Source organism: Novosphingobium sp. BL-52-GroH (genome assembly GCF_044813085.1).
Lineage (GTDB): Bacteria > Pseudomonadota > Alphaproteobacteria > Sphingomonadales > Sphingomonadaceae > Novosphingobium.
In genome coordinates this window covers 542,137-566,626 of the sequence record NZ_CP171152.1, presented here as the reverse complement: position 1 = coordinate 566,626, position 24,490 = coordinate 542,137, and the positions used below count along the sequence as shown (strand labels likewise).

General features: G+C 67.9%; 23 protein-coding genes and 1 tRNA gene. 14 read left to right on the top strand and 10 right to left on the bottom strand.

The genetic code is table 11. From position 1 onward, the window contains the following. Window positions 1–23: 23 nt before the first annotated feature. The 3 genes from ACFFDA_RS15325 to ACFFDA_RS15315 all read right to left on the bottom strand — a co-directional run bounded on the left by ACFFDA_RS15325 (window position 24) and on the right by ACFFDA_RS15315 (window position 1,974). On the bottom strand, window positions 24–551 hold the full coding sequence (locus ACFFDA_RS15325; RefSeq protein ID WP_404481463.1) for a nuclear transport factor 2 family protein: 528 nt from the start codon (window positions 549–551) through the stop codon (window positions 24–26). Between the two features lie 37 nt (window positions 552–588). Continuing rightward, window positions 589–1,401: an SDR family NAD(P)-dependent oxidoreductase gene (locus ACFFDA_RS15320; RefSeq protein ID WP_404481461.1), complete on the bottom strand. Its 813-nt coding sequence runs from the start codon at window positions 1,399–1,401 to the stop codon at window positions 589–591. Between the two features lie 174 nt (window positions 1,402–1,575). Then, on the bottom strand, window positions 1,576–1,974 hold the full coding sequence (locus ACFFDA_RS15315; protein ID WP_404481460.1) for a hypothetical protein: 399 nt from the start codon (window positions 1,972–1,974) through the stop codon (window positions 1,576–1,578). A gap of 151 nt (window positions 1,975–2,125) precedes the next feature. Between ACFFDA_RS15315 and efp the strand changes: the two genes are divergently transcribed. From efp to ACFFDA_RS15290, 5 genes are all read left to right on the top strand, one after another. After that, entirely contained in the window at window positions 2,126–2,689 is a 564-nt protein-coding gene (gene efp, locus ACFFDA_RS15310; RefSeq protein ID WP_404481459.1) for an elongation factor P, read from the top strand. After that, a complete protein-coding gene (locus tag ACFFDA_RS15305; protein WP_404481458.1) occupies window positions 2,689–3,087 on the top strand; it encodes a hypothetical protein in 399 nt (132 codons plus the stop codon). The genes efp and ACFFDA_RS15305 overlap by 1 nt, the downstream gene beginning before the upstream one ends. Window positions 3,088–3,135: 48 nt before the next feature. Further along, window positions 3,136–3,957 carry an inositol monophosphatase family protein gene (locus ACFFDA_RS15300; RefSeq protein WP_404481457.1) on the top strand — a complete coding sequence of 274 codons (822 nt, stop codon included), beginning with the start codon at window positions 3,136–3,138 and terminating at the stop codon, window positions 3,955–3,957. A gap of 58 nt (window positions 3,958–4,015) precedes the next feature. Further along, window positions 4,016–4,099: transfer RNA gene (locus ACFFDA_RS15295), tRNA-Leu, on the top strand. Window positions 4,100–4,237: 138 nt separating this feature from the next. Beyond that, window positions 4,238–5,185: a phosphatase PAP2 family protein gene (locus tag ACFFDA_RS15290; protein WP_404481454.1), complete on the top strand. Its 948-nt coding sequence runs from the start codon at window positions 4,238–4,240 to the stop codon at window positions 5,183–5,185. 17 nt (window positions 5,186–5,202) lie between these two features. Here ACFFDA_RS15290 and ACFFDA_RS15285 read toward each other — a convergent pair whose 3' ends face one another. Together ACFFDA_RS15285 and ACFFDA_RS15280 are read right to left on the bottom strand one after the other, a co-directional pair. Then, window positions 5,203–5,901 carry a glutamine amidotransferase gene (locus tag ACFFDA_RS15285; RefSeq protein ID WP_404481452.1) on the bottom strand — a complete coding sequence of 233 codons (699 nt, stop codon included), beginning with the start codon at window positions 5,899–5,901 and terminating at the stop codon, window positions 5,203–5,205. Between the two features lie 95 nt (window positions 5,902–5,996). Then, a complete protein-coding gene (locus tag ACFFDA_RS15280) occupies window positions 5,997–6,164 on the bottom strand; it encodes a hypothetical protein (protein WP_404481451.1) in 168 nt (55 codons plus the stop codon). A gap of 273 nt (window positions 6,165–6,437) precedes the next feature. Here ACFFDA_RS15280 and ACFFDA_RS15275 point away from each other — a divergent pair, with 273 nt between their 5' ends. The 5 genes from ACFFDA_RS15275 to ACFFDA_RS15255 all read left to right on the top strand — a co-directional run bounded on the left by ACFFDA_RS15275 (window position 6,438) and on the right by ACFFDA_RS15255 (window position 14,672). After that, window positions 6,438–7,775 (top strand): amidohydrolase, encoded by a 1,338-nt coding sequence (locus ACFFDA_RS15275; RefSeq protein WP_404481449.1) that lies wholly within the window; start codon window positions 6,438–6,440, stop codon window positions 7,773–7,775. A 169-nt stretch (window positions 7,776–7,944) separates the two neighbouring features. After that, complete coding sequence (locus ACFFDA_RS15270) at window positions 7,945–9,330, top strand: TIGR03013 family XrtA/PEP-CTERM system glycosyltransferase (protein ID WP_404481447.1); 1,386 nt, start codon at window positions 7,945–7,947, stop codon at window positions 9,328–9,330. Further along, the gene (gene prsK / locus ACFFDA_RS15265) at window positions 9,330–11,465 is read left to right on the top strand and encodes an XrtA/PEP-CTERM system histidine kinase PrsK (RefSeq protein ID WP_404481445.1); all 2,136 of its coding nucleotides are present in this window, start codon (window positions 9,330–9,332) and stop codon (window positions 11,463–11,465) included. Before ACFFDA_RS15270 ends, prsK begins: the two co-directional genes overlap by 1 nt. After that, on the top strand, window positions 11,465–12,838 hold the full coding sequence (gene prsR / locus ACFFDA_RS15260) for a PEP-CTERM-box response regulator transcription factor (protein ID WP_404481443.1): 1,374 nt from the start codon (window positions 11,465–11,467) through the stop codon (window positions 12,836–12,838). Before prsK ends, prsR begins: the two co-directional genes overlap by 1 nt. After that, the gene (locus ACFFDA_RS15255; RefSeq protein WP_404481441.1) at window positions 12,804–14,672 is read left to right on the top strand and encodes a tetratricopeptide repeat protein; all 1,869 of its coding nucleotides are present in this window, start codon (window positions 12,804–12,806) and stop codon (window positions 14,670–14,672) included. The genes prsR and ACFFDA_RS15255 overlap by 35 nt, the downstream gene beginning before the upstream one ends. 23 nt (window positions 14,673–14,695) lie before the next feature. Here the strand turns inward: ACFFDA_RS15255 and panB are convergent, their stop codons facing one another. Next, window positions 14,696–15,565: a 3-methyl-2-oxobutanoate hydroxymethyltransferase gene (panB, locus tag ACFFDA_RS15250; RefSeq protein WP_404481440.1), complete on the bottom strand. Its 870-nt coding sequence runs from the start codon at window positions 15,563–15,565 to the stop codon at window positions 14,696–14,698. Between the two features lie 136 nt (window positions 15,566–15,701). Here panB and ACFFDA_RS15245 point away from each other — a divergent pair, with 136 nt between their 5' ends. Beyond that, a complete protein-coding gene (locus ACFFDA_RS15245) occupies window positions 15,702–17,225 on the top strand; it encodes an amino acid permease (RefSeq protein WP_404481438.1) in 1,524 nt (507 codons plus the stop codon). A gap of 112 nt (window positions 17,226–17,337) precedes the next feature. Here ACFFDA_RS15245 and ACFFDA_RS15240 read toward each other — a convergent pair whose 3' ends face one another. Further along, a complete protein-coding gene (locus ACFFDA_RS15240) occupies window positions 17,338–18,231 on the bottom strand; it encodes an alpha/beta fold hydrolase (RefSeq protein ID WP_404481436.1) in 894 nt (297 codons plus the stop codon). 184 nt (window positions 18,232–18,415) lie between these two features. Here ACFFDA_RS15240 and ACFFDA_RS15235 point away from each other — a divergent pair, with 184 nt between their 5' ends. Together ACFFDA_RS15235 and ACFFDA_RS15230 are read left to right on the top strand one after the other, a co-directional pair. Continuing rightward, entirely contained in the window at window positions 18,416–18,613 is a 198-nt protein-coding gene (locus tag ACFFDA_RS15235; RefSeq protein ID WP_404481434.1) for a hypothetical protein, read from the top strand. 58 nt (window positions 18,614–18,671) lie between these two features. Then, window positions 18,672–19,406 (top strand): extensin family protein, encoded by a 735-nt coding sequence (locus tag ACFFDA_RS15230; RefSeq protein ID WP_404481432.1) that lies wholly within the window; start codon window positions 18,672–18,674, stop codon window positions 19,404–19,406. A 7-nt stretch (window positions 19,407–19,413) separates the two neighbouring features. On the opposite strand, the gene ACFFDA_RS15225 is transcribed toward ACFFDA_RS15230, so the two are convergent. After that, a complete protein-coding gene (locus ACFFDA_RS15225) occupies window positions 19,414–20,625 on the bottom strand; it encodes a glycosyltransferase family 4 protein (protein WP_404481429.1) in 1,212 nt (403 codons plus the stop codon). A 128-nt stretch (window positions 20,626–20,753) separates the two neighbouring features. Between ACFFDA_RS15225 and ACFFDA_RS15220 the strand changes: the two genes are divergently transcribed. Continuing rightward, on the top strand, window positions 20,754–21,440 hold the full coding sequence (locus tag ACFFDA_RS15220; protein WP_404481427.1) for a fatty acid desaturase CarF family protein: 687 nt from the start codon (window positions 20,754–20,756) through the stop codon (window positions 21,438–21,440). 36 nt (window positions 21,441–21,476) lie between these two features. Here ACFFDA_RS15220 and ACFFDA_RS15215 read toward each other — a convergent pair whose 3' ends face one another. Both ACFFDA_RS15215 and ACFFDA_RS15210 read right to left on the bottom strand, forming a co-directional pair. Then, on the bottom strand, window positions 21,477–22,751 hold the full coding sequence (locus tag ACFFDA_RS15215) for a capsule biosynthesis protein (RefSeq protein WP_404481426.1): 1,275 nt from the start codon (window positions 22,749–22,751) through the stop codon (window positions 21,477–21,479). Then, on the bottom strand, window positions 22,748–24,472 hold the full coding sequence (locus ACFFDA_RS15210) for a beta-3-deoxy-D-manno-oct-2-ulosonic acid transferase (RefSeq protein ID WP_404481424.1): 1,725 nt from the start codon (window positions 24,470–24,472) through the stop codon (window positions 22,748–22,750). The genes ACFFDA_RS15215 and ACFFDA_RS15210 overlap by 4 nt, the downstream gene beginning before the upstream one ends. Window positions 24,473–24,490: the final 18 nt, after the last annotated feature.

Genomic DNA, 24,490 nt, shown 5'->3' with positions numbered 1-24,490 from the left:
GCGGGAAAGACCTGGGCTGGGAGTCATGTCCGGGCGCCGCGGGCGAAAAGCCGGTCCGTGCAGACCGCATAGCTGGGGTCGCGTTCGCCAAGGCCACGCAGCCCGCCGCCGTCGAAGGGGCGGCGCAGCCTGAAGTCGTAGGTCACCACGCGTTTGGCAAAGCGCCAGCGGCCGTCGGCGCAGCGGCGGTAGTTGTCGATGTAGCGCACGGCCATGAAGTCCTCCTCGCGGCCGCCGTCCCGCGTGGGGATGAGGTGGAACGCAAGCGCGTAGACTTCGCCGCTCGCGTCGTCGCCGTCGACCGCGACCAGGTGGTTGCAGACGTGGTGCCCGGAGTAAGGCATGTGGGGGAATGCGCTCTCGATGAAGGCGCAGTAGGCGTCGGCCGGGCCGTCGAAGCTGTCGCCGTGGGTGTCGGTGGCATCGGGCGTGTACAGATCGCGCAGCAGGGCGGTGTCCTGGCGGTCGATGGCGCGCGAATAGAGCAGCACGAGTTCGCGGATCGCGTCCTTGTCGACCAGGGCCTGGAATGCGGCTTCGTCGATGGCCATTCGTCTCTCTCCCCTTTTTCCTCGGTTTTTCGCCGAATCAGAGCAGCGCGCCGCCATCCACCGGATAGACTTGGCCGGTGATGAAGCTGGCGCGGCCCGAAGCGAGGAAGGCGACCATCGCCGCCATTTCCTCGGGCGCGGCGAAGGGTCTGCCCACGAAGGTGCGACGCTGGCGCAAGGCGCGGTCCTCCTCGCTGACGCTGGCCGCCCCCTTGGAGAACAGCCCGGTCTCGGGATTGAAGCGGCTGCCGGCGCTCAGGCTCGCCGGATCGGTGGGGATCGTCGCGTAAGGGGCGATGGCGTTGACGCGGATACCGTGCCGGCCGACTTCCTTGGCGAGCACCACGGTGAAGCTGTGCACCGCGCCCTTGGCGGCGGAATAGACCGGCAGCATGTAGTCGCCCACGATCGCCGCAGTCGAGCCGACGTTGACGATGGCGCCGGCCTTGCGCTCGATCATACCGGGCAGGACCGCATGGGTCATGCGCAGCACGGTGCCGAAGTTGAGGTCGATATCGGCCATCCATCTGGCGGGGTCGGAATCGACGAACAGCCCCTGGTCGACGTTGCCGCCCACGTTGTTGACCAGCACCTCCACCGGGCCCAGCGCTTCGGCCCCCTCCAGCACCCTGGCGGGCGAGGCGGGATCGAGCAGGTCCGCCGCGACAAACACGGCCGCCGGCGCGCCGCGCGCCTTGCAGTCCGCCACCAGCCGCGCGCCGGCCTGGGCATCGCGGCCGACGAGGACGAGGATCGCGCGCTCCGCCGCCAGGTCCAGCGCGACGGCGCGCCCGATGTTGGCGGTAGCGCCGGTGACGACGGCGACTTTGCCGTCAAGCTGGAAATCCATGGCCTGCTCCCGGTCTTCGTTTACCGCCGAGCTATGTCAGGCCCGGCTCGCAGGGCAAACCGCGGGAGCGATCAAGGGAGAGCGCCTTCGAGATGGCGCAGTCGCGCTAACGGGAGGGGCTTTGGCAAAGCGGCGGCCAGGCCCCGCGAGGGCCGGTCACCGCCCGCACCGGGCTCAACGGTGCGAAGTGAGCACGCAGCGCATTTCGCCGTCGCTGCCGTCTTCCTTCACCTGGCGCAGGAACGTGCTGGAGATGCGGTGGAGCTTGAGGCCCTTGAGCGTGCCGCCGGTCATCGTCACCCGGTCGCCCACGAACAGGTAGCTGCCGCGCACCGCGCCGACCTTGTAGCTGGAAGAATTGACGATGCGGAATTCGTGGTCGGCCACCGGCTTGCCAGGCGCGCCGCCGGCGTCACCCGGCATTTCGCAGGTGTAGGTGCCCAGCGGCAGAGTCGTGATCGGCCCTCCCGACACGGGTGGCGGCGGGGGCGCGTCGGCGGCGCAGCCGGTGCCGACGAAGGCGAGGGTTGCGGCGAGGAGGGCGAGGGGAGGTCTGCTGGGAGCGCGCGTCATGGCGATTGGCTAGCATCGGCGCGAAGCAATTGCCATGCTTCGCTGCCTCGTCTAAGGGCGCAGGCTTTCCAAGGGTTGCCACAGGGTCGCGTTGCGGCTCGATCGGCGTTCGCCCCACCCTCTAGCTCTTTCGCATTGAAGGCAAAGCACCATGAAGATCAGCGGCGTCGACATCCGTCCCGGCAATATCCTTGAGTACGAAAAGGGCATCTGGAAGGTTGCGAAGACGCAGCACACCCAGCCCGGCAAGGGCGGTGCCTTCATGCAGGTCGAGATGAAGAACCTGATCGATGGGCGCAAGACCAACGTGCGTTTCCGCAGCGCCGACACCGTCGAGCGCGTGCGCCTCGACACCAAGGACTTCCAGTTCCTCTACGCCGAGGGCGAAGACCTGGTGTTCATGGACATCGAGACCTACGAGCAGATCAACCTGCCCGCCGACCTCCTGGGCGACGCTGCCGCGTTCCTTCAGGACGGTATGCAGGTCCTCCTCGAAATGTGGGAAGAACGCCCGATCTCGGTGCAACTGCCCGAGCAGGTCGAGGCCACCATCGTCGAGGCCGACGCCGTGGTGAAGGGCCAGACCGCCTCGTCCAGCTTCAAGCCCGCCATGCTCGACAACGGCGTGCGCGTGATGGTGCCGCCGCACATCGCCAGCGGCACCCGAATCATCGTCGACGTCTACGAGAAGTCCTACGTGAAGAAGGCCGACTGATGCGCAGGCTGGCTCTCACCCTCGCCGCCGCCGGTCTCGTTCTGGGCGGCACCCCCGCGCTCGCCGCGCCCGCCAAGAAGGCGGCGGCCAAGGCACCTGCGGCCGCTCCGGCGAAGGCCCAGGCGGCGCAGTCCGAGCATGCGGTGCTCTACCTCAAGGTGCTCATCAGCGCGCTGCAGTCCGACGAAGTCAAGGAAGAGGCCAAGTCCACCCTGGTGGGCTGCCTCTACGAAAATCCGCTCGGAAAGATCAGTGAAGGCATGGACAAGGTCTTCGCCGAGAACGCCGACAAGGTGCATCGCGACAAGCCCGCCGAGGTCTTCGCCGTGCTCGCCGCCGTCTGCGGCTACAAGGGTGATCCCACCCAGCCGGCGAAGAGCCCCACCGGCGGCCGATAATCAAAGGCCGGCGCCACACGGCGCCGGACACAGGAGCAAAGTACAGTCATGGCCGCCATTTCCGGTCTCATCCGCGTCATCGAGAAGGCCGCCCGCAAGGCCGGCAGCCGCCTGCGTCGCGACTTCGGCGAAATCGAGCACTTGCAGGTCAGCCGCAAGGGCCCGTCGGACTTCGTCTCGAAGGCCGACCAGGCTTCCGAGCGCACGATCTGGGACGAGCTGCGCGCCGCGCGGCCGGAATGGGGCTACCTGTTCGAGGAAGCCGGCGAGATCGAGGGCGACCCGACCAAGCCGCGCTTCATCGTCGACCCGCTCGACGGCACCACCAACTTCCTCCACGGCATCCCGCATTTCGCGATCTCGATCGCGGTGCAGGAACCGCGCCTCGACGGCAAAGGCTGGGGCGAAGTGACCGCGGGCCTCATCTACAATCCCGTCACCGACGAGAGCTACTGGGCCGAGAAGGCTCGCGGCGCCTGGCTGCAGGACCGCCGCCTGCGCGTTTCCTCGCGCCGCCACCTCGACGAGAGCGTGATCGCCACGGGCATTCCCTTCGCCGGCCACGGCGACGCGGGCCAGTGGACCAAGATCTACCATGCACTCGCCCCGCAGGTCGCCGGTATCCGCCGTTTCGGCGCGGCGTCGCTCGACCTCGCCTGGGTCGCCTCGGGCCGCTACGAGGGCTTCTGGGAAGCCGATCTCAAGCCCTGGGACACGGCGGCGGGCTGCCTTCTGGTGCGCGAGGCCGGCGGCTTCGTCTCGGATTGGAAGGGCCGCTCGCAGGCGATCTGCGACACCGAAGTGCTGGCCGGCAACGACGCATTGCACTCGCGCCTGCACAAGCTGGTGACAACTGCCCTCAAGGCCTGAGAATTAGACTTGAGAGCCGGCGGCGGCGCGGCTAAGCGTGCCGCCTGACCGGCTCAGTGCCCCTGTGGCGGAATGGTAGACGCGAACGACTCAAAATCGTTTGTCGAAAGGCGTGCCCGTTCGAGTCGGGCCAGGGGCACCATTCAGGCAGCAATGCCTTTTCCTGCGGAAGTCGCGGAAATCCGCGACCGCAGACCGAACCTTCGGTATTATCCCGTAGCTTGGTGCGGATTGCTTAACCATCTGGCGTTAATCGGTTGCCGGCGAGGCGGGGGACCGAATGGCAGTCTACAACAAGCTGTGGCTTATTTCACTTTCGGTCATCGGAACAAGCTGCCTCATGCTGGTGTGGCAGGGCATCGGCGCCACGTCCGCCCCGCGTTTCCTGATGGTGATCGCCTCCGCCATCCTGAGTTGGTACGCCTGTTCCCGGCGTGACCACTTCGAGACCTCGTTGGGGCGCACTGCCGTCACGATCGTGCACGGCGTCAGCCTGTTCGCCGCGATCAGCTTCGCAGGCGCCATCGCGACATACGCCCTGGCAGCACGCAGCACGGGTTGGGTCGATGCCCCGCTGCGGGACCTCGATCTGGCCATCGGCTTCGACTGGTTGGCGCTATACCGGGTCTGGACGAGCCATCCGTTGCTGATGGCGCTTGGCCGTACCGCCTATACGACCATCTCGCTCACGCCTTTGCTGCTCGTCGCAGGGCTGGTGCTCTACCGTCGCGAAGACGTGCTGCAGCGCTTCATGGTAACCTTTGCCGTTGCACTGGCGATCACGGTTGCGATCTTCGCCGTGGCCCCGGCGAAGGATGCATTCGCGCATCTTCTTGGCGACCGGGCCGGCTACCTGCCGATCACGCGCGACCTGCACGTTCATGTGATCGAGGCCCTGCGTTCGCGCACATTCGGCGCCGTCGACATCGCGGCGGTGATCGGCCTTATCGGCTTTCCCAGTTTCCACACCACCGCAGGCGTCCTGTTCGCCTGGGCCGCCTGGAGCATTCCCGTCTACCGGGTGCCGCTCCTGGCCCTGAACGCCGCCCTGATCGCCGCGACTCCGATCGAGGGCGCGCATTATCTCGTGGAGGTCATCGCCGGCGGCGCGGTTGCGGCCATCTCCATCGCGCTTTGCACATACCGCGTTCCGCAAGACTGGCGGGTGCATGTCCAGCTGTGGTGGGCGCCGTCCCGGGCCAGGCCCGGGACCGTGGGCGGCCTTTAGGCCCGACCCGGCGACGTTCAGTTCAGGTCCGTCAACCAGTCCGCGATCGCCGCGCGGCCTGCGGCCACGGCACCGGGGCCCAGTTCGTCATGGGCACGGCGCAGGGCCCTGGGGCAACCGCCGGCCTCGATGACGGCTTCGGGCCACTGCTCCATCCAGGCGTCGAATCGGGGATCTTCGCCCATCTCGGCGTGGAACTGGAGCGCCAGCAGGTTGCGGCCTCGGCGGAACGCCTGGTGCTCGTAGAGCCGGCTCGATGCCAGGATTTCCACGCCTGCGGGGCGCGTGAAAGTGTCGCCGTGCCAGTGCAGCACCGGCACTTCGTGCAAGTGGCGCAACGGGCTGCAAGCAGCGTGCTCGTGGATCTGGACGGGGTGGAAGCCGACTTCCTTGGCGGGGCCGGGATGGACCCTGGCGCCGAGCGCGCTTGCCATCATCTGCGCGCCGAAGCACACGCCCAGCGTCGGGCGGTCAGCCTCGAGGCGCTGCGCGAGGCGGCGTAACTGGCAGCTTATCCAGGGATGGCGGTCCTGTTCGTAGACGCCCATGGGGCCCCCCATCATGATGAGCAGGTCCGGCTCGCGCAAGTCGAGCGTCGAGAATTCCGGGTCGGTCACGTCGATGCGCGACACGTCGTAGCCCGCGTCTTCGATGGGCTGGCGGTAGCCGGCGACCCCTTCGTGGGGAACGTGACGGATGATGAGTGCGGTCTTCACTGGGCTTTTCTGGCACAACTCAGGTTAACGGGCGACATCGAAGGAGAACCTGGAGAGCACAACCTTCGATGCCGCCCGATTTCGTCATCGGCGGGTCACAGACCGAGCCGCGACCAGAAGTCGCCGGCACTGCGTATCGCGGCGTCGCCGTCGCTGGGTCTCGGCTCGAAGCTTGCGCGCCACGAAGGATGCGTGAAGCGAGGGCTCGCCGCGGGTCTGGCACGCAGGACCGTGGACTTGGTGCGGGAAATCGTATCGAGCATTTCGTATCTCCTTACGGGAGGCACGAAGCCGGCGTTGTCGCCTTTGGTTTCGTGCGCTTTAGCGGTTGGTTACGCGGAGCAAGCTGACAGCCATCAAATGCCGCGGAGCGAGAGGCTAACCCTTCGTTCGAGGTTCAATCTATGCATTCGGTAGAGAATGTCGATTGGGGGATTCTATCGGGTCTGCGAGAAAAACTTCATCACCCGCCCGGGAACCGTGATTGCCGTTCATCGGCGATTGCCGCGCCGGAATCGGTGACGTAGCTTGCGCGCATGCGCATTCCCCTTCTCGCCCTCGCCGGCCTTCCCTTCGCCAGTCTTGCCTCTGCGGCTTTCTCGCTCCCGGCCCACGCCGAGGCGGTGCAGGAGGCGGTGTCGCGCGACATGCCGGGGCTGATGGCGATCTATCGCGACCTGCACGCCAACCCGGAATTGAGCTTCCAGGAACTGCGCAGCCCCAAAATCATGGCCGACGCTGCGCGCAAGGCGGGCTTCACGGTTACCGAGAAGGTCGGCAAGACCGGCATCGTTGCGGTGCTGCGCAACGGGGAGGGGCCCACCGTCCTGATCCGCGCCGACATGGACGGCCTGCCGGTGACCGAGCAGACCGGGCTGCCTTTCGCCTCGACCAAGCGCGGCATCTCGCTCGCCGGGGTGGAGAGCGGGATCATGCACGCCTGCGGCCACGACACCCACATGACGGCCTGGATCGAGACGGCGCGGCTTCTGGCGGCGCGCAAGGGCGAATGGTCGGGCACGCTGGTGATGATCGGCCAGCCCGCCGAAGAATCCGGGGCCGGTGCGTTGGCGATGCTGGAGGACGGCCTCTATACGCGCTTCCCCAAGCCCGACTACACGCTGGCCTTCCACGACACGCCGGAACTTCCTGCGGGCACGGTCGGTGCGGCGAAGGGCTGGGCGCTGGCCAATGTCGACAGCGTCGACATCCTGGTCAAGGGCGTGGGCGGCCACGGCGCCTATCCCCACACCACCCGCGATCCCGTGGTGCTGGGCAGCGCCATCGTCATGAAGCTGCAAACCCTCGTCAGCCGGGACACCAACCCGGTCGATCCCGTGGTGGTGACGGTGGGGTCTTTTCATTCCGGCACGCGGCACAACATCATCCCTGACGAGGCGCGGCTGCAGCTCACCGTGCGCAGCTATTCGGACGAGACCCGCGATCGGCTGATCGCCGGCATCCGCCGCGTCGCGCAGGGCGAGGCGATCGCCTCGGGTCTCACCGAAGCGCAGATGCCCCAAGTCACCGTCAAGGAACCGCACACTCGCGCTACCTGGAACACGCCCGAGTTTACCGAGGAGGCAGTAGCCGACCTCAAGGGCAAGCTCGGCGCCGACAGGGTGCTGTTCACGCCCTCGGTCATGGGCGGCGAGGATTTCGGCGAATTCCGCCGCGCCGACGAGTCCCACATCAAGTCGCTGATCCTGTGGGTGGGCGGCGCCGACCCGGCGAAGCTGGCGGCGGCCAAGGCCGGCGGCACGCCGATGCCCTCACTGCACAGCCCGTTCTGGGCGCCCGTCGCGGACCAGGTGATCGGGGCGGCGGCGCAGGCACTGACGTTCACGGCACTGCGGCTCATGCCGAAATCCTGAGGGCGGAAAATCGGCTCCATCGACGGTTGTAAGATGTGCCGACAGCGCATGCCGTTACGCAAGCGCGCCCTTCGCGGTTTGCGCTGTCAAGGTAACCGACAGTTCACGCTTTTGCTCTAGGCCTCCTCGCAGAGCCGTAATCCGGCAGCGAAGGATGGCGTAAGCGACGATGATTCGTCTGTTCAAACACTACATTCCGCACGCGGTGGTCCTGCTCTGGCTGGTCGACGTGGCTCTGCTGGCGATTGCCAACGAGACGTCCTGGCGCCTGCGCTCCGAACAGATCGGCATCGATCCCGGCATGCTGGTCGAGAGGCTGGGCGCCCATGCTGCCTTCGCGGCGGTGATCTCGCTCTCGATGATCTCGGTCGGCGTCTACGGCGGCGAGGCGCTGCGGTCCAAGCGCTTTGCCGCGGCCCGGCTGCTGGTCGCCATCTCGCTGGGCGTGATCGCGCTGTCGTTCGCCGATTTCCTCGTCGGCGGGCAGAACTTCTGGCGCTCGACGCTGGCCTATTCGATGGCCTTCGCGATCGTCCTGCTGATTTTCAACCGCCTGTTGCTGGGAGCGTTCCTCGGTACCAGTTCCTTCCGCCGCCGTGTCCTCGTGCTCGGTGCCGGAGAACGCGCGCAGCGATTGCGGCTGCTGGGCGACCGGCCCGAGGCGGGCTTCGCGATCGTCGGCTACATCATGATGAGCGATGGCCAGCCAGTCATCGAGGAAGCGATCTCGCGCTCGGCCATCCACAATCTGACGCGCTACGTCGAGAACCTGGGTGTCAGCGAAGTGGTCCTGGCACTGGAGGAGCGCCGCAATGCGCTGCCGCTCAAGGACCTGTTGCGGATCAAGACGGCCGGCGTCCACGTCAACGAGTTCTCCAGTTTCCTCGAACGCGAGACCGGCCGCGTCGACCTCGACACCGTCAACCCGAGCTGGTTGATCTTTTCCGACGGCTTTTCGTCCGGCCGCGCGATTTCCAGCGCCGCCAAACGCGTGTTCGACATCGGTGCGAGCGCGCTGGTCCTGGTCGCCACGGCACCGGTCATCGCCTTGTTCGCGGCCCTGGTGAAGATCGACAGCCGGGGCCCGGCCTTCTACCGCCAGCCCCGCGTGGGCCTGTTCGGCGAATGCTTCGACGTCATCAAGCTGCGCTCGATGCGCACCGACGCCGAGATCGCCGGCGCCCAGTGGGCTTCCAAGGACGACCCGCGCGTCACCCGCATCGGCCGCTTCATCCGCAAGGTGCGCATCGACGAACTGCCCCAGGCCTGGACCGTGCTCAAGGGCGAGATGAGCTTCGTCGGCCCACGTCCCGAGCGCCCGGAGTTCGTCGCCGATCTCGAGGAACAGCTACGCTACTACGCCGAACGGCACATGGTGAAGCCGGGCATCACCGGCTGGGCGCAGATCAACTACCCTTACGGCGCCTCGATCGAGGATTCGCGGCACAAGCTCGAATACGACCTCTACTACGCCAAGAACTACACTCCGTTCCTCGACTTCCTCATCATCCTGCAGACGTTGCGCGTCGTGCTGTGGAGCGAGGGCGCGCGCTGATGGCAGCGCTTCATCCAGCGGTCTGGACGACGATCGGCGTCGCGCTCGACCTTTCCGGCGCGATCGCGCTGGCGAGCGTGGGCCTGTGGCTCGCCACGCGGCGCGACCGTTTCGGGCAGGCCGGCACCGCGGTCGTCTTCGCGCTGTTCCTGACCGCCTTGTGGAGCCTTGCCTGCGCGGCGGCTACCGCCTCGCCGGCGGCGGTGTTCGCGCCCTCGCTGGCCGAAAGCGCGCGCAATCTCGGGTGGCTGGTCGTGATCTATCGCCTTTTCGCCAGCGACGGGCGGCACGCCAGTCTCGCGCCGATCCGGCCGGTGATCCTCTCGCTCGGCTTCGTCGAACTGCTCCACCTGGGCGTCGACTATGGCCTGTCGCGCCTGGCCATCGACCGTGACGTGCTGCAGGTCGCGTTCGAGTTCAACGTGATGTTCCGCCTGCTGGTGACGGTGGGCGGGCTGGTGCTGGTGCACAACCTCTACGCCGGGTCCCCACGCGAATCGCGCGCCGCCCTGCGCTGGCCTGCCGTCGGGCTGGCCGCGCTCTGGGCCTTCGACCTCAACCTTTACACGATCGCCTACCTCGCAGGCACTTGGCCCTACGAGATCGCCGCCCTGCGCGGGATCGCCACGGCGGCGCTGGCGGCCTGCATCGCCATCGCGGCGGCGGGCAACCGCGACGACCTGCGCCTGCGCCCCTCGCGCGCGGTAACGTTCCAGACCTTCTCGCTGCTGGTGATCGGCGTCTATCTCGTCGCCATGGTCGCGGTGGCGCAGTGGTTGTCCTATGCGGGCGGCAACTTCGCCCGGCTGATCGAGCTGGCCTTCCTGACGCTGGCGAGCGCGCTGGCGCTGGTGGTGTTGCCTTCGCGCCGCGTCCGCGCCTGGCTCAAGGTGACGCTTGCCAAGCACTTCTTCCAGCACCGCTACGACTATCGCGAGGAATGGCTGCGCTTCACCCGCACCATAGGCAGCGGCGGCGACCAGTCGGCGCCGCTGGGCGAGCGCGTCGTCCAGTCCATAGCCGATGTCTTCGAGAGCCCGGCCGGCCTCCTGCTGACCCCGGGCGACCAAGGCGAGCTGACCCTCGCCGCGCGCTGGAACTGGCCCGAGATCGAAGTCCCCGCGATCGCCGTCCCGGTCACCAGCATCGGTCATTTCGAGCGCACCGGCTACATCGCCGACCTCGACGACGTGCGCGCGGGCCTCAAGTCGGGTGCCGCGGACGGCGAGGGCGAGGTGCCGCGTTGGCTGCTCGATCATCCGCGCGGCTGGGCCCTGATCCCGCTGGTCCATTACGAACGCCTCGTCGGCATGGTCGTACTCGCCCGCCCGCAACTGGCCCGCAAGTTCGACTGGGAGGATTTCGACCTCCTGCGCGTCATCGGCCAGCAGGTCGCCAGCTATCTTGCGGAGAATTCCAGCCAGCTGGCTCTTGCCGAATCCGCCCGGTTCGAGGACTTCCACCGCCGCATCGCCTTCGTGATGCACGACATCAAGAACCTCGCCAGCCAGTTCAGCCTGCTTGCCCGCAATGCCGAACTCCATGCCGAGAAGCCCGCCTTCCGCGCCGACATGCTGGTGACGCTGCGCAATTCATCGGACAAGCTCAACGCGCTGCTGGCCCGTCTTTCACGCTATGGCACCGGCGCGGTCGAGAAGCTGGAGCAGGTGCCGGCGGCCGAAGTGCTCTCGGTGGTGATGGACCGCTTCCGCGCCAATGCGCAGGTCGTGCTGGCCGAGACCCGCGACGTCGCCATCACCGCCAACCGCCATTCGCTCGAGCAAGTGCTCATGCATCTCGTCCAGAACGCGATCGATGCCAGCCGTCCGGAAAGCCCGGTCTTCGTCTCGCTCACGCTCGACGGGCTCAACGCCCGCTTCGAAGTGCTCGATTCGGGCTGCGGCATGAGCGCCGACTTCGTGCGCAACCGCCTGTTCAAGCCGTTCGTGTCGACCAAGACCGGGGGCTTCGGCATCGGTGCCTTCGAGGCACGCGAACTCGTACGGGCGATGCGGGGGCGGCTCGACGTCGAATCGCGCGAAGGGCTGGGCTCGCGCTTCGTGGTGCGCCTGCCGCTCGCGGCTGCCGGCGACCTCTACCAGATCCTCGCAAACCCCGACCAGAAGGTAGCTTGATGACCGATACCGCCGCCAAGCTGCCCAAACTGCTCATCGTCGAGGACGACGCGGGGCTGCAGGCGCAGCTCAAGTGGGCCTACGAGGACTTCGAGGTCATCGTCGCCAGCGACCGGCCCACCGCGATCGCCCTTCTGCGCTCGGAAATGCCCGACGTCGTGACGCTCGACCTCGGCCTGCCACCGGACCCCGACGGCACCACCGAAGGTTTCGCCGTGCTCGACGAGATCATGGCGCTCAAGCCCGACACCAAGGTCGTCGTCGCCTCGGGGCACAACGCCCGCGAATCCGCGCTCCAGGCGATCGCGCGCGGTGCTTACGATTTCTATCAGAAGCCGGTCGACATCGACGCGCTCGGCCTCATCGTGCGGCGCGCACTGCAACTCCACCAGCTGGAAGAGGAGAACCGCCGTCTCGCCGGCAGGGTGGAGAAGGACGAGAAGGTCCTGGGCCGCATGATTACCGCTGCGCCCGAAATGGTCCGCGTCGCGCGCACGATCGAGCGGGTGGCCAACACCAACGTCTCGGTCATGCTGCTGGGAGCCAGCGGCACCGGCAAGGAACTGCTTGCGCGCGGCCTCCACGATGCGAGCGGCCGGGCCAAGCGCGAGTTCGTCGCCATCAACTGTGCGGCGATCCCCGAAAACCTGCTGGAAAGCGAGCTGTTCGGACACGAGAAGGGGGCCTTCACCGGCGCCGTCAAGACGACCCCGGGCAAGATCGAGCAGGCCGCCGGCGGCACCCTGTTCCTCGACGAGGTGGGCGACATTCCGCTCCAGCTCCAGGTCAAGCTGCTGCGCTTCCTGCAGGAGCGCGTGATCGAGCGAGTCGGCAGCCGCGAATCGATCCCGGTCGACACCCGTATCGTGTGCGCCACGCACCAGGACCTGGAGGCGATGATCGCCGAAGGGCGCTTCCGTGAGGACCTTTATTACCGCCTGGCCGAAATCGTCGTGCGCATTCCCAGCCTGGCCGAGCGACCGGGCGATCCCACGCTGTTGGCGAAGGCCTTCCTCAACCGCTACGCCAAGGAAATGAACCCGCGCGTGCGTGGTTTCGCCGCCGACGCGCTGGCCGCCATCGATGCCTGGGCTTGGCCCGGCAACGTGCGCGAGCTGGAGAACCGGGTGAAGCGCGCGGTCATAATGGCCGACGAGAAGCTGGTCAGCGCCGCCGACCTCGACCTCGCCGAACCCGACGAGGACGTCGTCAACGCGCTCAACCTCAAGACGGCGCGCGAACAGTCGGACCGCAAGGTCATCCGCCACGCGCTCGCCCGCAGCGAGGGCAATATCTCCAGCACCGCCAAGATGCTCGGGATCAGCCGACCCACTCTCTATGACCTGCTCAAGCAGTACGATCTCCAGTCCTGAACCGGCCGGGCGCGGGGGGCGTCGGGCGCGGAAGGGCGGCGGCAAGGCACGGTGGCTCGCACTGGCGCTGCCGCCGATGCTGTGCATCGCCAGCGTCGTCCTTTTCCTGTCGCTGGGGGCGGTGCCGGCGCATGGCGAGCGCGCGCAGCGCAGCGTGCTCCTGGACGAGGCCCGCCGGGCCATCGGGCGCGGCGACGGCATCGATGCCGAGATGAAGCTGCGCGCGGCGCTCGAACGCGGGGCTCCCGCCATCGAGGTCAATGCCCTGATGGGACAGGCGCTGATGATGCAGGACCGGCGCGACCGCGCGCGGCCCTGGCTGGCGGCCGGTCGCTTCTCGCCCTCGACCGCCGCCGCAGGCTGGCGCTCGCTAGGGCTGCTCGAACGGCTCGACGGCCACTTACCGGCATCGGGCCGTGCTTACGACAAGGCGCTTGCGATCATTCCCGGGGACGCCTCGCTGTGGGTCGAGATCGGGCATTTGCGCTACGCGGGCGGCGAGCATCGCCTCGCGATCGAGGCGGCCGACCACGCCCTTGCGCTCGACCCCGCGAGCGTGCGGGCGCTTGAGTTTCGCGGCCGGCTGGTGCGCGACCGCTACGGCCTGCTGGCCGCGATCCCGTGGTTCGAGCGGGCTGTCGTCAACGACCCGAAGGACGTTGCCGTCCTGCTCGAATATGCCGCGACGCTGGGCGAACTGGGCCGCGCCAGCGAGTGCCTGACGGTGACGCGCCGGGTCCTCCAGCTCAGCCCGAAGAATCCGCGTGCCTATTACCTGCAGGCGGCGTTGGCGGCACGGGCTGACAACTACGCGCTCGCCCGTGGTCTGCTACAGCGCACGAAAGGCAAACTCGACGGCCAGCCCGGAGTGCAACTGCTGCGCGGCGTCGTCGAGATCGCGGCCGGCAATCCCGGCGCCGCGTCCGAGGCGCTGGAAGCCGTCCTGCGTGCCCGGCCCGACAACCTGCGCGCACGCGAACTGCTGGCCCGGGCCATCGCCATGGGGGGGCAGTACCGCTACGCGACCTTGCGCTTCGCGGCGGACATCGCCGACGGCGAGGCGTCGCCCTACGTGCTGACGAGCGTCGCGCGCGCCTTCGAGGCGCTGGGCGATCGCCAGCGCGCCGGCGAACTGCTCGACCGGGCCGCCCGCCCTCTGGTAGCCGCGCTGCGGGTACTGGGCGATGCGGGGCGCATCGGGGCGCTGCTCGCCCTCGGGCAAACCGGCTCGGCCCAGGCGGCGGCGGAGGCAACGCGCAAGTCCGATCCGGGCTTCTACGATGCCCAGGCACTGGCCGGAGACGTGCAACTGGCGATGGGTCACGCGCGCGAAGCGCAGGCGCGCTATGCGCTGGCGGCGGAGATCCGGATGCCCGAGACCCTCTTCCTGCGGCGCTTCGCGGCCTATGCCATGGCGCGGGACCTGAAGGGCGGGCAGGAACTGGTCGAAGGCTACTTGCGCCAGAACCCGACCAGCCGGCCGGCCCTGCGCGCGGCGGCGCAGATCGCCACCGGCACCGGCGACCCTGGCCGCGCCCGCGCCATCCTGGCGTGGCTGCGCGACAACGGAGGGGAGGGCGACGTCCAGTTGTTGTCCGACCTGGCATTGGCGGAAGCCGGCACGGGCGATTTCGAAGCGGCGCGCGACAATGCGTTGGCGGCCTACCGCCTGCAACGGGCCAGCCCGATGGCTACGCAGGCCCTGGCCTACAGTTACGCAGCGCTCGGCGACCGTCCGGTGGAGGCGCGGGCGCTGCTAGACAAGGCGCAGGCGATCGTGGGCGACACCCCGCTGATCGCCGATTCACGCGCGAGGTTGCGCGCTCCCGGATAATCGCCGGTTCCGGCCTGACCGCGCTACTTCGGCTGGTAGGTCTGCTCCACGCCCGGGAAGCTGCGCTCGCGCACTTCCGCCGCGTACCGTGCCGCGGCGTCCGACACCAGGCCGGCCATGTCGGCATAGCGCTTCACGAACCGCGGGACGCGCTCGAACATGCCCAGCATGTCCTCGGTCACCAGCACTTGCCCGTCGCACTGGGCCGAGCCGCCGATGCCGATGGTGGGGCAGCCGATCGCCCGGGTCGCCTCGATCGCGATCGGCTCGACCACGCCTTCGACAACGATCGAGAACGCGCCCGCATCGTCCAGCGCCCGGGCGTCGGACACGATCTTCTGCGCCTCGGCATCGCTGCGGCCGCGTGCATTGTAGCCGCCCAGCACGTTCACCGCCTGCGGGGTCAGGCCGATATGGCCCATCACCGGGATGCCGCGTTCGTTCAGGAACCGAACGGTTGCGGCCATCGCCGCGCCTCCTTCGAGCTTCACGCCGGCGCACCCGGTCTCCTTGAGCAGCCTTGCGGCGTTCTCGAACGCCTGCTGCGGCGACTGCTCGTACGTGCCGAACGGCATGTCGACGATGACGACGGCATGATAGCTGCCGCGCACCACGGCGGCGCCGTGGGCAATCATCATCTCCAGCGTCACCGGCACGCTGGACGGCAGACCGTAGATCACCTGGCCAAGGCTGTCTCCCACCAGCAGCAGGTCGCAGTGCGCGTCGAGAAGCTGGGCCTGGCGCGCAGTGTAGGCCGTGAGCATGACGATCGGCTCGGCGGTCGCGCCGTCCTTCTTGCGGCGGCGGATCGCCGGCACGGTCAGGCGCTTCATCGGCGCGGGCGTGGGATTGGCACGGCTGGTCGCGGTGTCGAGTTGGAAGGTCGTGGACATGGGACGGGCTTCTAGCGCGCCGTGCTCTCGTTGCAAAGGCACGGGCGATTTCGCTAAGTTGGGTAATCGCGCGCGTTCCCGCTTGCCAAGCGGCTGCTTGTCGTTAGCCTCCGCCCATTAAAAAAATGGGGGTCCATTGATGTTCGGACGCGTAAAGCCGCTCGACGCCATTTTGGCAACGGCGGAAAAGAAATCACTTCACCGATCCTTGGGCGCATTCCAGTTGACCATGCTGGGCATCGGCGCGGTCATCGGCACGGGTATCTTCGTCCTGACCGCCGAGGCCGCGCAGAAGGCGGGTCCCGGCATGATGCTCTCGTTCGTCATCGCCGGCTTCGTCTGCGCCGTGGCAGCTTTGTGTTACGCCGAAATGGCGGCGATGGTGCCGGTCTCGGGTTCCGCCTACACCTACAGCTACGCGGTGATGGGCGAAGTCGTCGCCTGGATGGTCGGCTGGGCGCTGATCCTGGAATACGCGATCGCGGCGGGCGCCGTTTCGGTCGGGTGGTCAGGATACTTCATCGGCTGGCTCAATTCGAGCTTCCACATCGACATCCCGCTGGCGCTGGTGCGGGGACCGTTCGACGGTGGCATCATCAACCTGCCGGCCATGCTGATCGCGGCTCTGGTCACCGCACTGCTCATCAAGGGCACCAAGGAAAGCGCCACCGTCAACGCGGTGCTCGTGGGCATCAAGATCCTCGCGCTCGCGTTCTTCGTCGTGCTGACCATCCCGGTCATCAAGTCCGGCCAGTTCACCCCCTTCGCGCCGCTCGGCTTCGCAGGCATTTCGGGGGCGGCGGCGTCGATCTTCTTCGCCTACGTCGGCTTCGACGCGGTCTCGACCGCCGCGGAAGAAACCAAGAACCCCCAGCGCAACATGCCCATCGGCCTCATCGGCAGCCTCGGGATCTGCACCATCTTCTACATGCTCGTGGCTGCCGGCGTGATCGGCACGGTCGGGGCGCAGCCGGTCTTCGGGCCGGGCGGTGAAGTGCTGTCGCCGGGAACGCCGTCGCTGGCTCAGGCCTGCTCCTCGATCCAGGACGCGGCGGTCGTGTGCTCGAAGGAAGCGCTGGCCTGGACCCTGCGTCAGGTCGGCTACCCGTTCGTGGGCTGGCTCGTGGGCGCCGCCGCGATCATCGCGCTGCCGTCCGTCATCCTGATGATGATGTTCGGCCAGACCCGCATCTTCTTCGTGATGAGCCGCGACGGTTTGCTGCCGGAATTCTTCTCGAAGGTTCACCCGCGCTTCCACACCCCGCACGTCATCACCCTGCTGACCGGCATCTTCGTCGCGATCTTCGCGGCGTTCTTCCCGGTGGGCCTGCTGGCCGACGTGTCCAACTCGGGCACGTTGTTCGCCTTCGCGGCCGTCTCGATCGCGGTGATGGTGCTGCGCCGCACCGATCCCGATCGCAAGCGCCCGTTCCGCACGCCGGCGGTGATGGTGACCGCCCCCGTCGCGATCCTGGGATGCATCTACCTCTTCTTCAGCCTCTCGTTCCACACGATCGCGCTGTTCGTGGGCTGGGCGGTGATCGGGCTCATAGTCTACTACGCCTATAGCCGCAGCCGCAGCCATGTCGGTCGCGGCCATGTGGAAGTGCACGAAGGAGACCCCGACGTGCCGCCGCAGCCGGTTCCGCCGGTGGTCTGAACGCCGCCGTCATCGCGTAAACGAAAGGGGAGCGCCGCAGCGCTCCCCTTTTTTTGTCCCTAGGATCTGCCCGGCTTGTCCCAGGCTTATCCACAAGCTTGTCGACATCGCCTCAGAGCGTGCCCATGGCCAGGGTATCAGCGGTGAGCGCATCGATCATGCCTTGGCGCGCCTCGATTTTGCCGCCGCTCAGGAATGTGATGAGATCTTCCGAGAGGCGCTGCGTCTGCGTGGCGAAGACGCCGTGCGGTTCGCCCTCGTATTCGACCAGATCGGCCGAGGGGACTTGCGCCGCCACCACCCGCCCGGTTGCCTCGATCGGCACAGTAGCATCGGCGGTGCCATGGATGACCAGTGTCGGCACCCGGAAGTGCGGCAGGTCAGGGCGGAAGTCGGTATAGGCGAAGGCGGCAGCCGCCTGCAGCGTGGCGTATTGCCCGGCCTGCATCGTCGTCTGCCAGGCCCAGCGCAGCTCCTCGTCGCTGACCGGGTGGCTGAGCAGGCCGACGCCGTAGAACTCCTTGAAGAATCCGGTGAAGAACTTCCGGAAATCGTTCTTCATGCCCTCGGTCATCTCCTGAAAGACGCGGTCGGGTACGCCCTTGGGATTGTCGTCGGTCTGGAGCATGTAGGGTACGACCGAGGAGATCAGCACAGCTTGGCTGACCCCGCGCCCGCCATGGCGGGACATGTAGCGCGCGACTTCACCGCCACCCATCGAGAAGCCGACAAGGGCGACGTCGTCCGTGGCGCCGGTTGCCTCCATCACGTCGGCGAGGTCGTCGGTGAAGGTATCGTATTCGTAGCCCCTGGGCGGCTGGTCCGAGCGCCCGAAGCCGCGGCGGTCGTAGGCGATGGCGCGATAGCCGTTCTCGGCAAGGGCGATCATCACAGGATCCCAGGAATTGGCCGAGAGCGGCCAGCCGTGGATCATCACGACGGGGCGACCTTCGCCGAGCGTCTTGACGCGCAGATGGGTGCCGTCGCGGGTCTGGATCATGGTCATGGGGCAGTCCTCCTTCGACGATGAAAGCGCGGGGAAAATCTTGGCGTTCCGAAAGGCGCGCGTGGCATCGGACGCAGCGTGGCGCACATACGCCCAGGCGAGCGACGGCGGAGGCGCTAACGACGGCTTAACCAGCGCATGCTAGGACTACCGACAAGTGCGAGATCGTTAGAGGTGGAATGCCATGGCTTTCTTCAAGGCCCTGATCCCGGGAGCGCTGCTGACCTGGATCGTTTCAGGCGTAATCGGATCGAACGGGTCGCGCGGGGGCATGCTGGCGATCGAGCATGTCATGGTGCAGGGCCACGGCTTCTACTGGTCCTGGGCGCTGTTCATCGCCGCCACCTGCCTCGCCTGGGCGATCTTCGCGATGATGGACTAAGGCGGGCGGCGCGGGCCGACCGGTTGAAACGAACGGGACCGCGACGACTTGTCACCGCATGGCCTTTGCTCCGCTCGATCGCATCGTCCTGACCCTGCTGCTCGGCGGTTGCCTGCTGGTGGCGGGCAGGGCCTGGCTGCGCGACCATCCGGAGCACGACCCGTGGACACCGCTCGCTCTCGACGACCCGGCGGGCTGGGCGACCTCGCGCAAGATCGCCGCGCTGCGCACCGAACGGGCGGTTTGCCGCGCATTTCTCGGGCGGAGCGGCATCGATGCGACTGCGCTGGCGCCGGCCGGCGAAGGCTCTTGCCGCAGGGATGATCGCAAGGCGCTGGCGGCCCCGGCGTGGCTCGACATCGCGTTGCGGCCTGGCGGCGCGCAGGCGACGTGCGCAATCGACGCCGGCCTCGCCTGGTGGCTGCACAATGGCGTGCAACCCGCCGCCGTGGCCACGCTGGGCACGCGGGTCGTGCGCGTCGAGCACCTGGGCACTGCCAACTGTCGCCGGATCGGTGGGGGTGACGAGGGCACCTGGAGCGAGCACGCGACCGGAAACGCGATCGACATCGCCGCCTTCGTCCTCGCCGATGGGCGCCGCATCAGCGTTCGCCGCGACTGGCGCGCGCGGGGCACGTCGGGCGTGGAAGCCTCGGCGTTCCTCCACATGGTGCGGGACAGCGCCTGCGCCGGCTTCGCCACTGTCCTGTCGCCCGATTACAACGCCGCCCATGCCGACCACTTGCACCTCGATCAGGCTCGCCGCGCCGGCGGCTGGAGCGCCTGTCGCTGACGAGGCGCTATGCGCGCGGCAGGCGCATCAGCCATTGTTCCACCAGCGCCATGTGCCCGGCCCAGTCCGGGGGCGTGTACTGCGCCAAGGCGCGGAGCTGGCGTTCACGATCCGGGCCATCGCCAAGGTATTCGCGGACCGCGTCGCACCAGCCCGCCACGTCGTCGGGATCGAGCAACAGCGGGATGCCGGCGGCGATCTCGCGGTAGACCTCGAGATGGCTCGCGATCACCGGCGTCCCGCGCGAAAGGGCCTCCAGCACCGGCAGTCCGTAGCCTTCGACGCGGCTGGGCATGAGCATGGCGCGGGCATGGTCGATCCAGCCGGCGAGGTCCCGATCGCTGCAATGGCCCAGCTCGATCACGATGCCGTGCCGGGCGGGTGGAGCGTCGAGCAGCGCGAAGGTTTCCCGCGCTTTCCATCCGCGCTGCCCGATCAGCACGAGGTCGGGAGTGGCGGCGCCCAGATCCTGGCGCAGGCGGTCCCATGCCCGCAGCAGGAGCATGTGGTTCTTGCGGCCTTCGATCGTGCCGAGACTCAGGAAGTAGGGCCTCGGGTGTGGACTGCGCCCGGTCGCGGGGAAGAGCCGCTCGATGCCCAGAGGCGCGACCAGCAGTGGCGGCATGGCCAGCCCCTGGTCGGCGGCAAAGCGGTCCAGGTGGGTTCCGGTGTCTGCCGAGTTGACCACGATCCCGCTTGCGCCGCGCAGGGCATTGCGCATGCGCTGCGTGTGTTTCGCTGCCTCGCCGGCGCGGCAGAATTCGGGGTGGGTGATCGGGATCAGGTCATGCACCAGATGGACCGGGCGCAGTCCGGCGCGCCGTAGCCAGCCGGGCAGGGTATCGTCGTGGAGCCCGGTATGGCCGACGTTGAGGTACACCCGCCCGCCGAGACTCGGCCGCTGCGCGAGTGCCGCGGGAATCGCGCGGGCGAGCAGCACGACCAGCCGCTTGCGGGAAAGGCCGCTGGCGCCGCTTCGGGCAAGCAGGGCGAACAGCGCGTCGCTGTCCCGCTCGCCCAGCACCGCCCGGTAGCCGCGCCATTGCAGCAGCGCCAGCGAGCGGCTTGCGAATGCCTCGAGATAGGCAAGGCAGACGCGGTCGATCCCGGTCGGCAGGCGCCGTCGCCAGAGCCGCCATACGAGCCGGCTCACGTCGAGCACGACGGGCCGCTCGGAACCTTCGGGCGAGGGGGCAGACACAGGGTGGGGCAGAGGCAAGGTGCGCGCTTTCCGTGATCGTCCCGGGCGTGCGGGCATGGCTTTGCGCCTAGCAAGCCACTGTCGCGATTGGCAAGCGGGCGGCAGCGGTGTAACCCGGACGGATTATGGCGTTGCAAAAGCTCCTGTTGGCGACCTTCCTCGCGTCTTTGGGCCTTAACCTCGCTTTCGCTCTGGCCGATCCGCACTGGCTGGCGATCCCGGCGATGCTGGCGGCGTGGTACGCGGCGGACCTGCTCTCCGGCCTGATCCACATGTACATGGACTATCGGGCCTGCCGGCCCGGCATGGGGTTGGACGCGGTGTTCTTCTACCCCGGATCGCGAGAGTCCGAGGAGTACCAGCGCCTGTTCCGGGAACGGATGGCACGGCTCAATCCCTTCGAGCGCATCTCCTACGACTTCAAGAACCATCACCCGCGGCCCGATGCGCTGGGCCGCCGGCAGTTGTGGCGCCTGATCGGCTCCACGGTGGTCGCCGGCGCCCTTCCGCTTTCGGTCCTGCTGAACGTGGCGGCGCTGGCCTGGCCGGTGCCGGGATGGGTGACGGCGGGCTGCTTCGCGTTCCTCGTCGGCGGAGGCTTTGCGCAATACTTCCACGGAACCCTGCATCGGCGGGACAACCCCTGGTTCATCTTGACGCTGCGTAAGCTCGGCCTGTTGATGAGCCCGGAGGCGCACCAGATCCACCACGACACCCTCCAGCGCGACTTCGCCACCAATTCCGGCTGGTCGAACCCGCTGGTGAACCGCTTGTTCAATGTCCTGCGCGCCCGCGGCCGCCTGCCCGATGCGAACCTGGAGCCGTCGTCCTAGAATCTCATCCGCGCGGACGGATGACGCTCATGGCGATCAATTGAACAGCGCGCGGATGCGGCGGCGGATCGCGGGGCCGTCGGGCGCTTCGACCGGCACGAGCAGGCGCTCGACGCTGTTGTCCACCAAGGTCTGCGTCGCGGACTCGCTGGCAAGGCCGCCGCGCACAAGGCACTGGGCATGCAACACCTTGCGGAAGGCCTCGTATAGCGCCGCATCGGGAAGTTCCGGCTTCGTCCAGAACCGATCGAGCGAGGCCTGGTGGGTGATGCCGGGGACGTCGTATACCGCGTCGCCCAGCACGATCACAGGCATTCCCGCCGAAAGCGCCAGTGTGCCGGAAGTGCTGTTGACGCAGACGACACCTTGCGAATGCTCGCAGAGGGCCTGGAGGTCTCCCCCGTCGATGTGCATCACGCGCCCCGCGAGGCCATGATGCGCGCTACGGCGGCGGATCGTGCGGCGCCAGTTACGGTAGCCGACGTCGAGGGGATGCTCCTTGACCACCAGCAATGCGCTCTTCGGCGCGTGGCGCGCGAAACTGTCTAGCACGTAGTCCAGCGCCATCGCCATCGACAGGAACGGCGAATGCGCGCGAATCTGGTAGTCGCCCGAAAGCTGGAGCGGGAAGAGGAAATACGGCCGGCCCTCGATCGTCTCGAGCGTTTCGCGCGCCTGTCGCGCTCGCCTGTCGCGTAGCTGGAACCGACGAATCCAGCCGATGCCCTCGGCGATGATCGAGCCTGGCCGGTGCGTGCGATAGAACGGGAAGCGCAACAGCAGACGACCCGTCACCACGTTGTGGTAGTGCCAGTAGCTGTCCCGCGCGCGACGGTTGAACGAAGCCGTTATCGGCGGCAGCGAGGGAATCTCGGGAAGCAGGGCGGCAGCGGCAAGCAGCGCCTGCGGATCGCGCTCGAAGGTGGAATGGCCGTTCACGCCATCGCGCTCGAGCGTCATCCAGTCGGGCCGGATATAGCCTTCCTCGAATACGTGGATATGGATGCCCCGCAGTTGCGCCAGGCGTGTGGCCCGCATGTGGACGGGGCGGCAGTCGCCATAGAGGACGACGTCGGTGATGCCGTTCTCCTGCACGAAGCGGTCGAAGAACAGCGGCCAGTCGTGCATGAGGCCGCGATAGCTTTTTGCCCCGTCGGGCCAGTCGCGCGCATCGCCACCGGACAGGTTGATGCGGTGGACCACGGCGCCGCGTTCCGTCAGGGCGCCGCCGAGCCGTCGGAAGAACGGGCCGGGCGGGCCTTGCAGGAACAGGAAACGCCGGGCACCGGGGGCGAGCATCATCGGCTTCATGCCTGGAACGTCCTGCCCATGAGGCGCTTCATCCGGCCCTGCATCTCGCGCAGGCGGATCAGCGGCGAACGCACGACCGCCTGGCCCGCGGCGATGCGCTCCACCAGCAGTTCCGCCTCGCACGGCAGGCGCGTGACCGGGTCGAGGTAGCGGGGGTAGAGGATCAGGGTCGCGGCCACCAGTTCATCCAGACTCCTGCGGCGCGAGCGTCGGTCCGGCACCGGCCCCATGTCGCGCGTCAGCCCCCAGCCCGCATAAAAGGGAACGCCGTGGGTGACAACCTCGCAGCCGCGCATGAGCGCCTCGAACCCCGCGAGCGAGGTGAGGACGTGGATCGCGTCGATCCGGTCGAGCAGGGCTGCGATCGACGACGAGCGGTCGATCTCGTCGGCCAGCCCAAGCGCCTGTGCATCGGGGACGCGGCCCTTGCGATGGCCGGCCTCGACGTCGGGATGCGGTTTGAAGACGATGTGCGCGTCCGGTTCCAGCGCGCGCGCGCGGCGCAGCAGTTCGAGGTTGTCGAGCCCGCACCCTCCGCTCAGGACCGAGCGGTCGTCCTCGACCTGCCCTGTGACGAGGACCCGGCGACGACCGTCGGCGCGCCCGGGGGCGACCGCATGGGCCTGATCCTGCCCGTACTTGCTGATCCCGGCGCGGACCAGCGTTTCGCGCAGCGCCGCGGCGCGGGCGAGCAGGGTTTCGTCGATGTCCACAGTTTGCAGGATGGTTTCGAGTTCGCTCGCCTGCGCGGGATCGAAATGCGGCCCGGCGGCATCGACCACGATCGACAGCGGCGGCACGCAGTTGGCGCCCAGCCCGGTTGAGCGGATCATGCCGTCCTCGATTTCGCCTATGCGCACGCCGTGCGCGGCCATTGCAGCCAGCGAATCGGCATCGCTGCGTGCAACCCACGCGGCCACGCAGGCGCCCGTAGCGGGCAGGGGTGCCCGGCCGCCGGCGTGGCGGACGGGCCCGGCGCCGTCCCATAGCAGCGCGTCGGCGGTGACCTGCTTCCACCGCGCGACGCCGTGCACCTGCACGAAGCGCCGGTTGGCCTCTATCATGGTCCGCCACCGCCCGAGCATCGCAATCGCCTCGACTGCGGAGAGGGCAGTGCCATGGAAGGGGTCGCGATATCGCCAGCCTGCACCGACCTCGCGCTCCAGCACCTCGTCGAGTGAGGCCGGGTTCGCCAGCGCGGCGAACCGACCTTCGCCCTCGATGCGAAGCGGGGTCCCCACCAGCGCGGCGACCAGTGCGATCTCGCTATCGGCATCGACGAGCACCAGCGATGCGCCCTCGCAGGCGGCCCAGGGATCGCTTTCGTTGGCGAGGCCGGGCATGCTTTCGAAGCCTCGAAGGGGGCCCAGGGTGACCGCGCGATCGGACAGCCCTTCCGCTGCCACGAAGGCCATGAGCGCGGCTGCCCGCCGGGCCGAGGAAGCATGGACCAGAACATCCCGTCCCGTTGGCAGCGTCGGCGCAGGACCCCAGAAAGTTCCGCCCACCCGCGCCCGGCGCAAGGCGGCGGCGACGTTTCCGCCGGCTTCCCCCGGTCCAGGATTGCCCAGCGCAGGCGCGCGATGGCGAGGGAAGGGGGGGATGCGGAGGAAGGCCGCCGTCACCTGGATGGCCGTCACGCGGATGGCGGCCGGCCGGCCGCGCGATGCGAAGGCAGCGCTGGATTGGCGGCTCGACGCGGTTCCCGCGCTGCCGTCCACCGTAGTTGGATATCGACA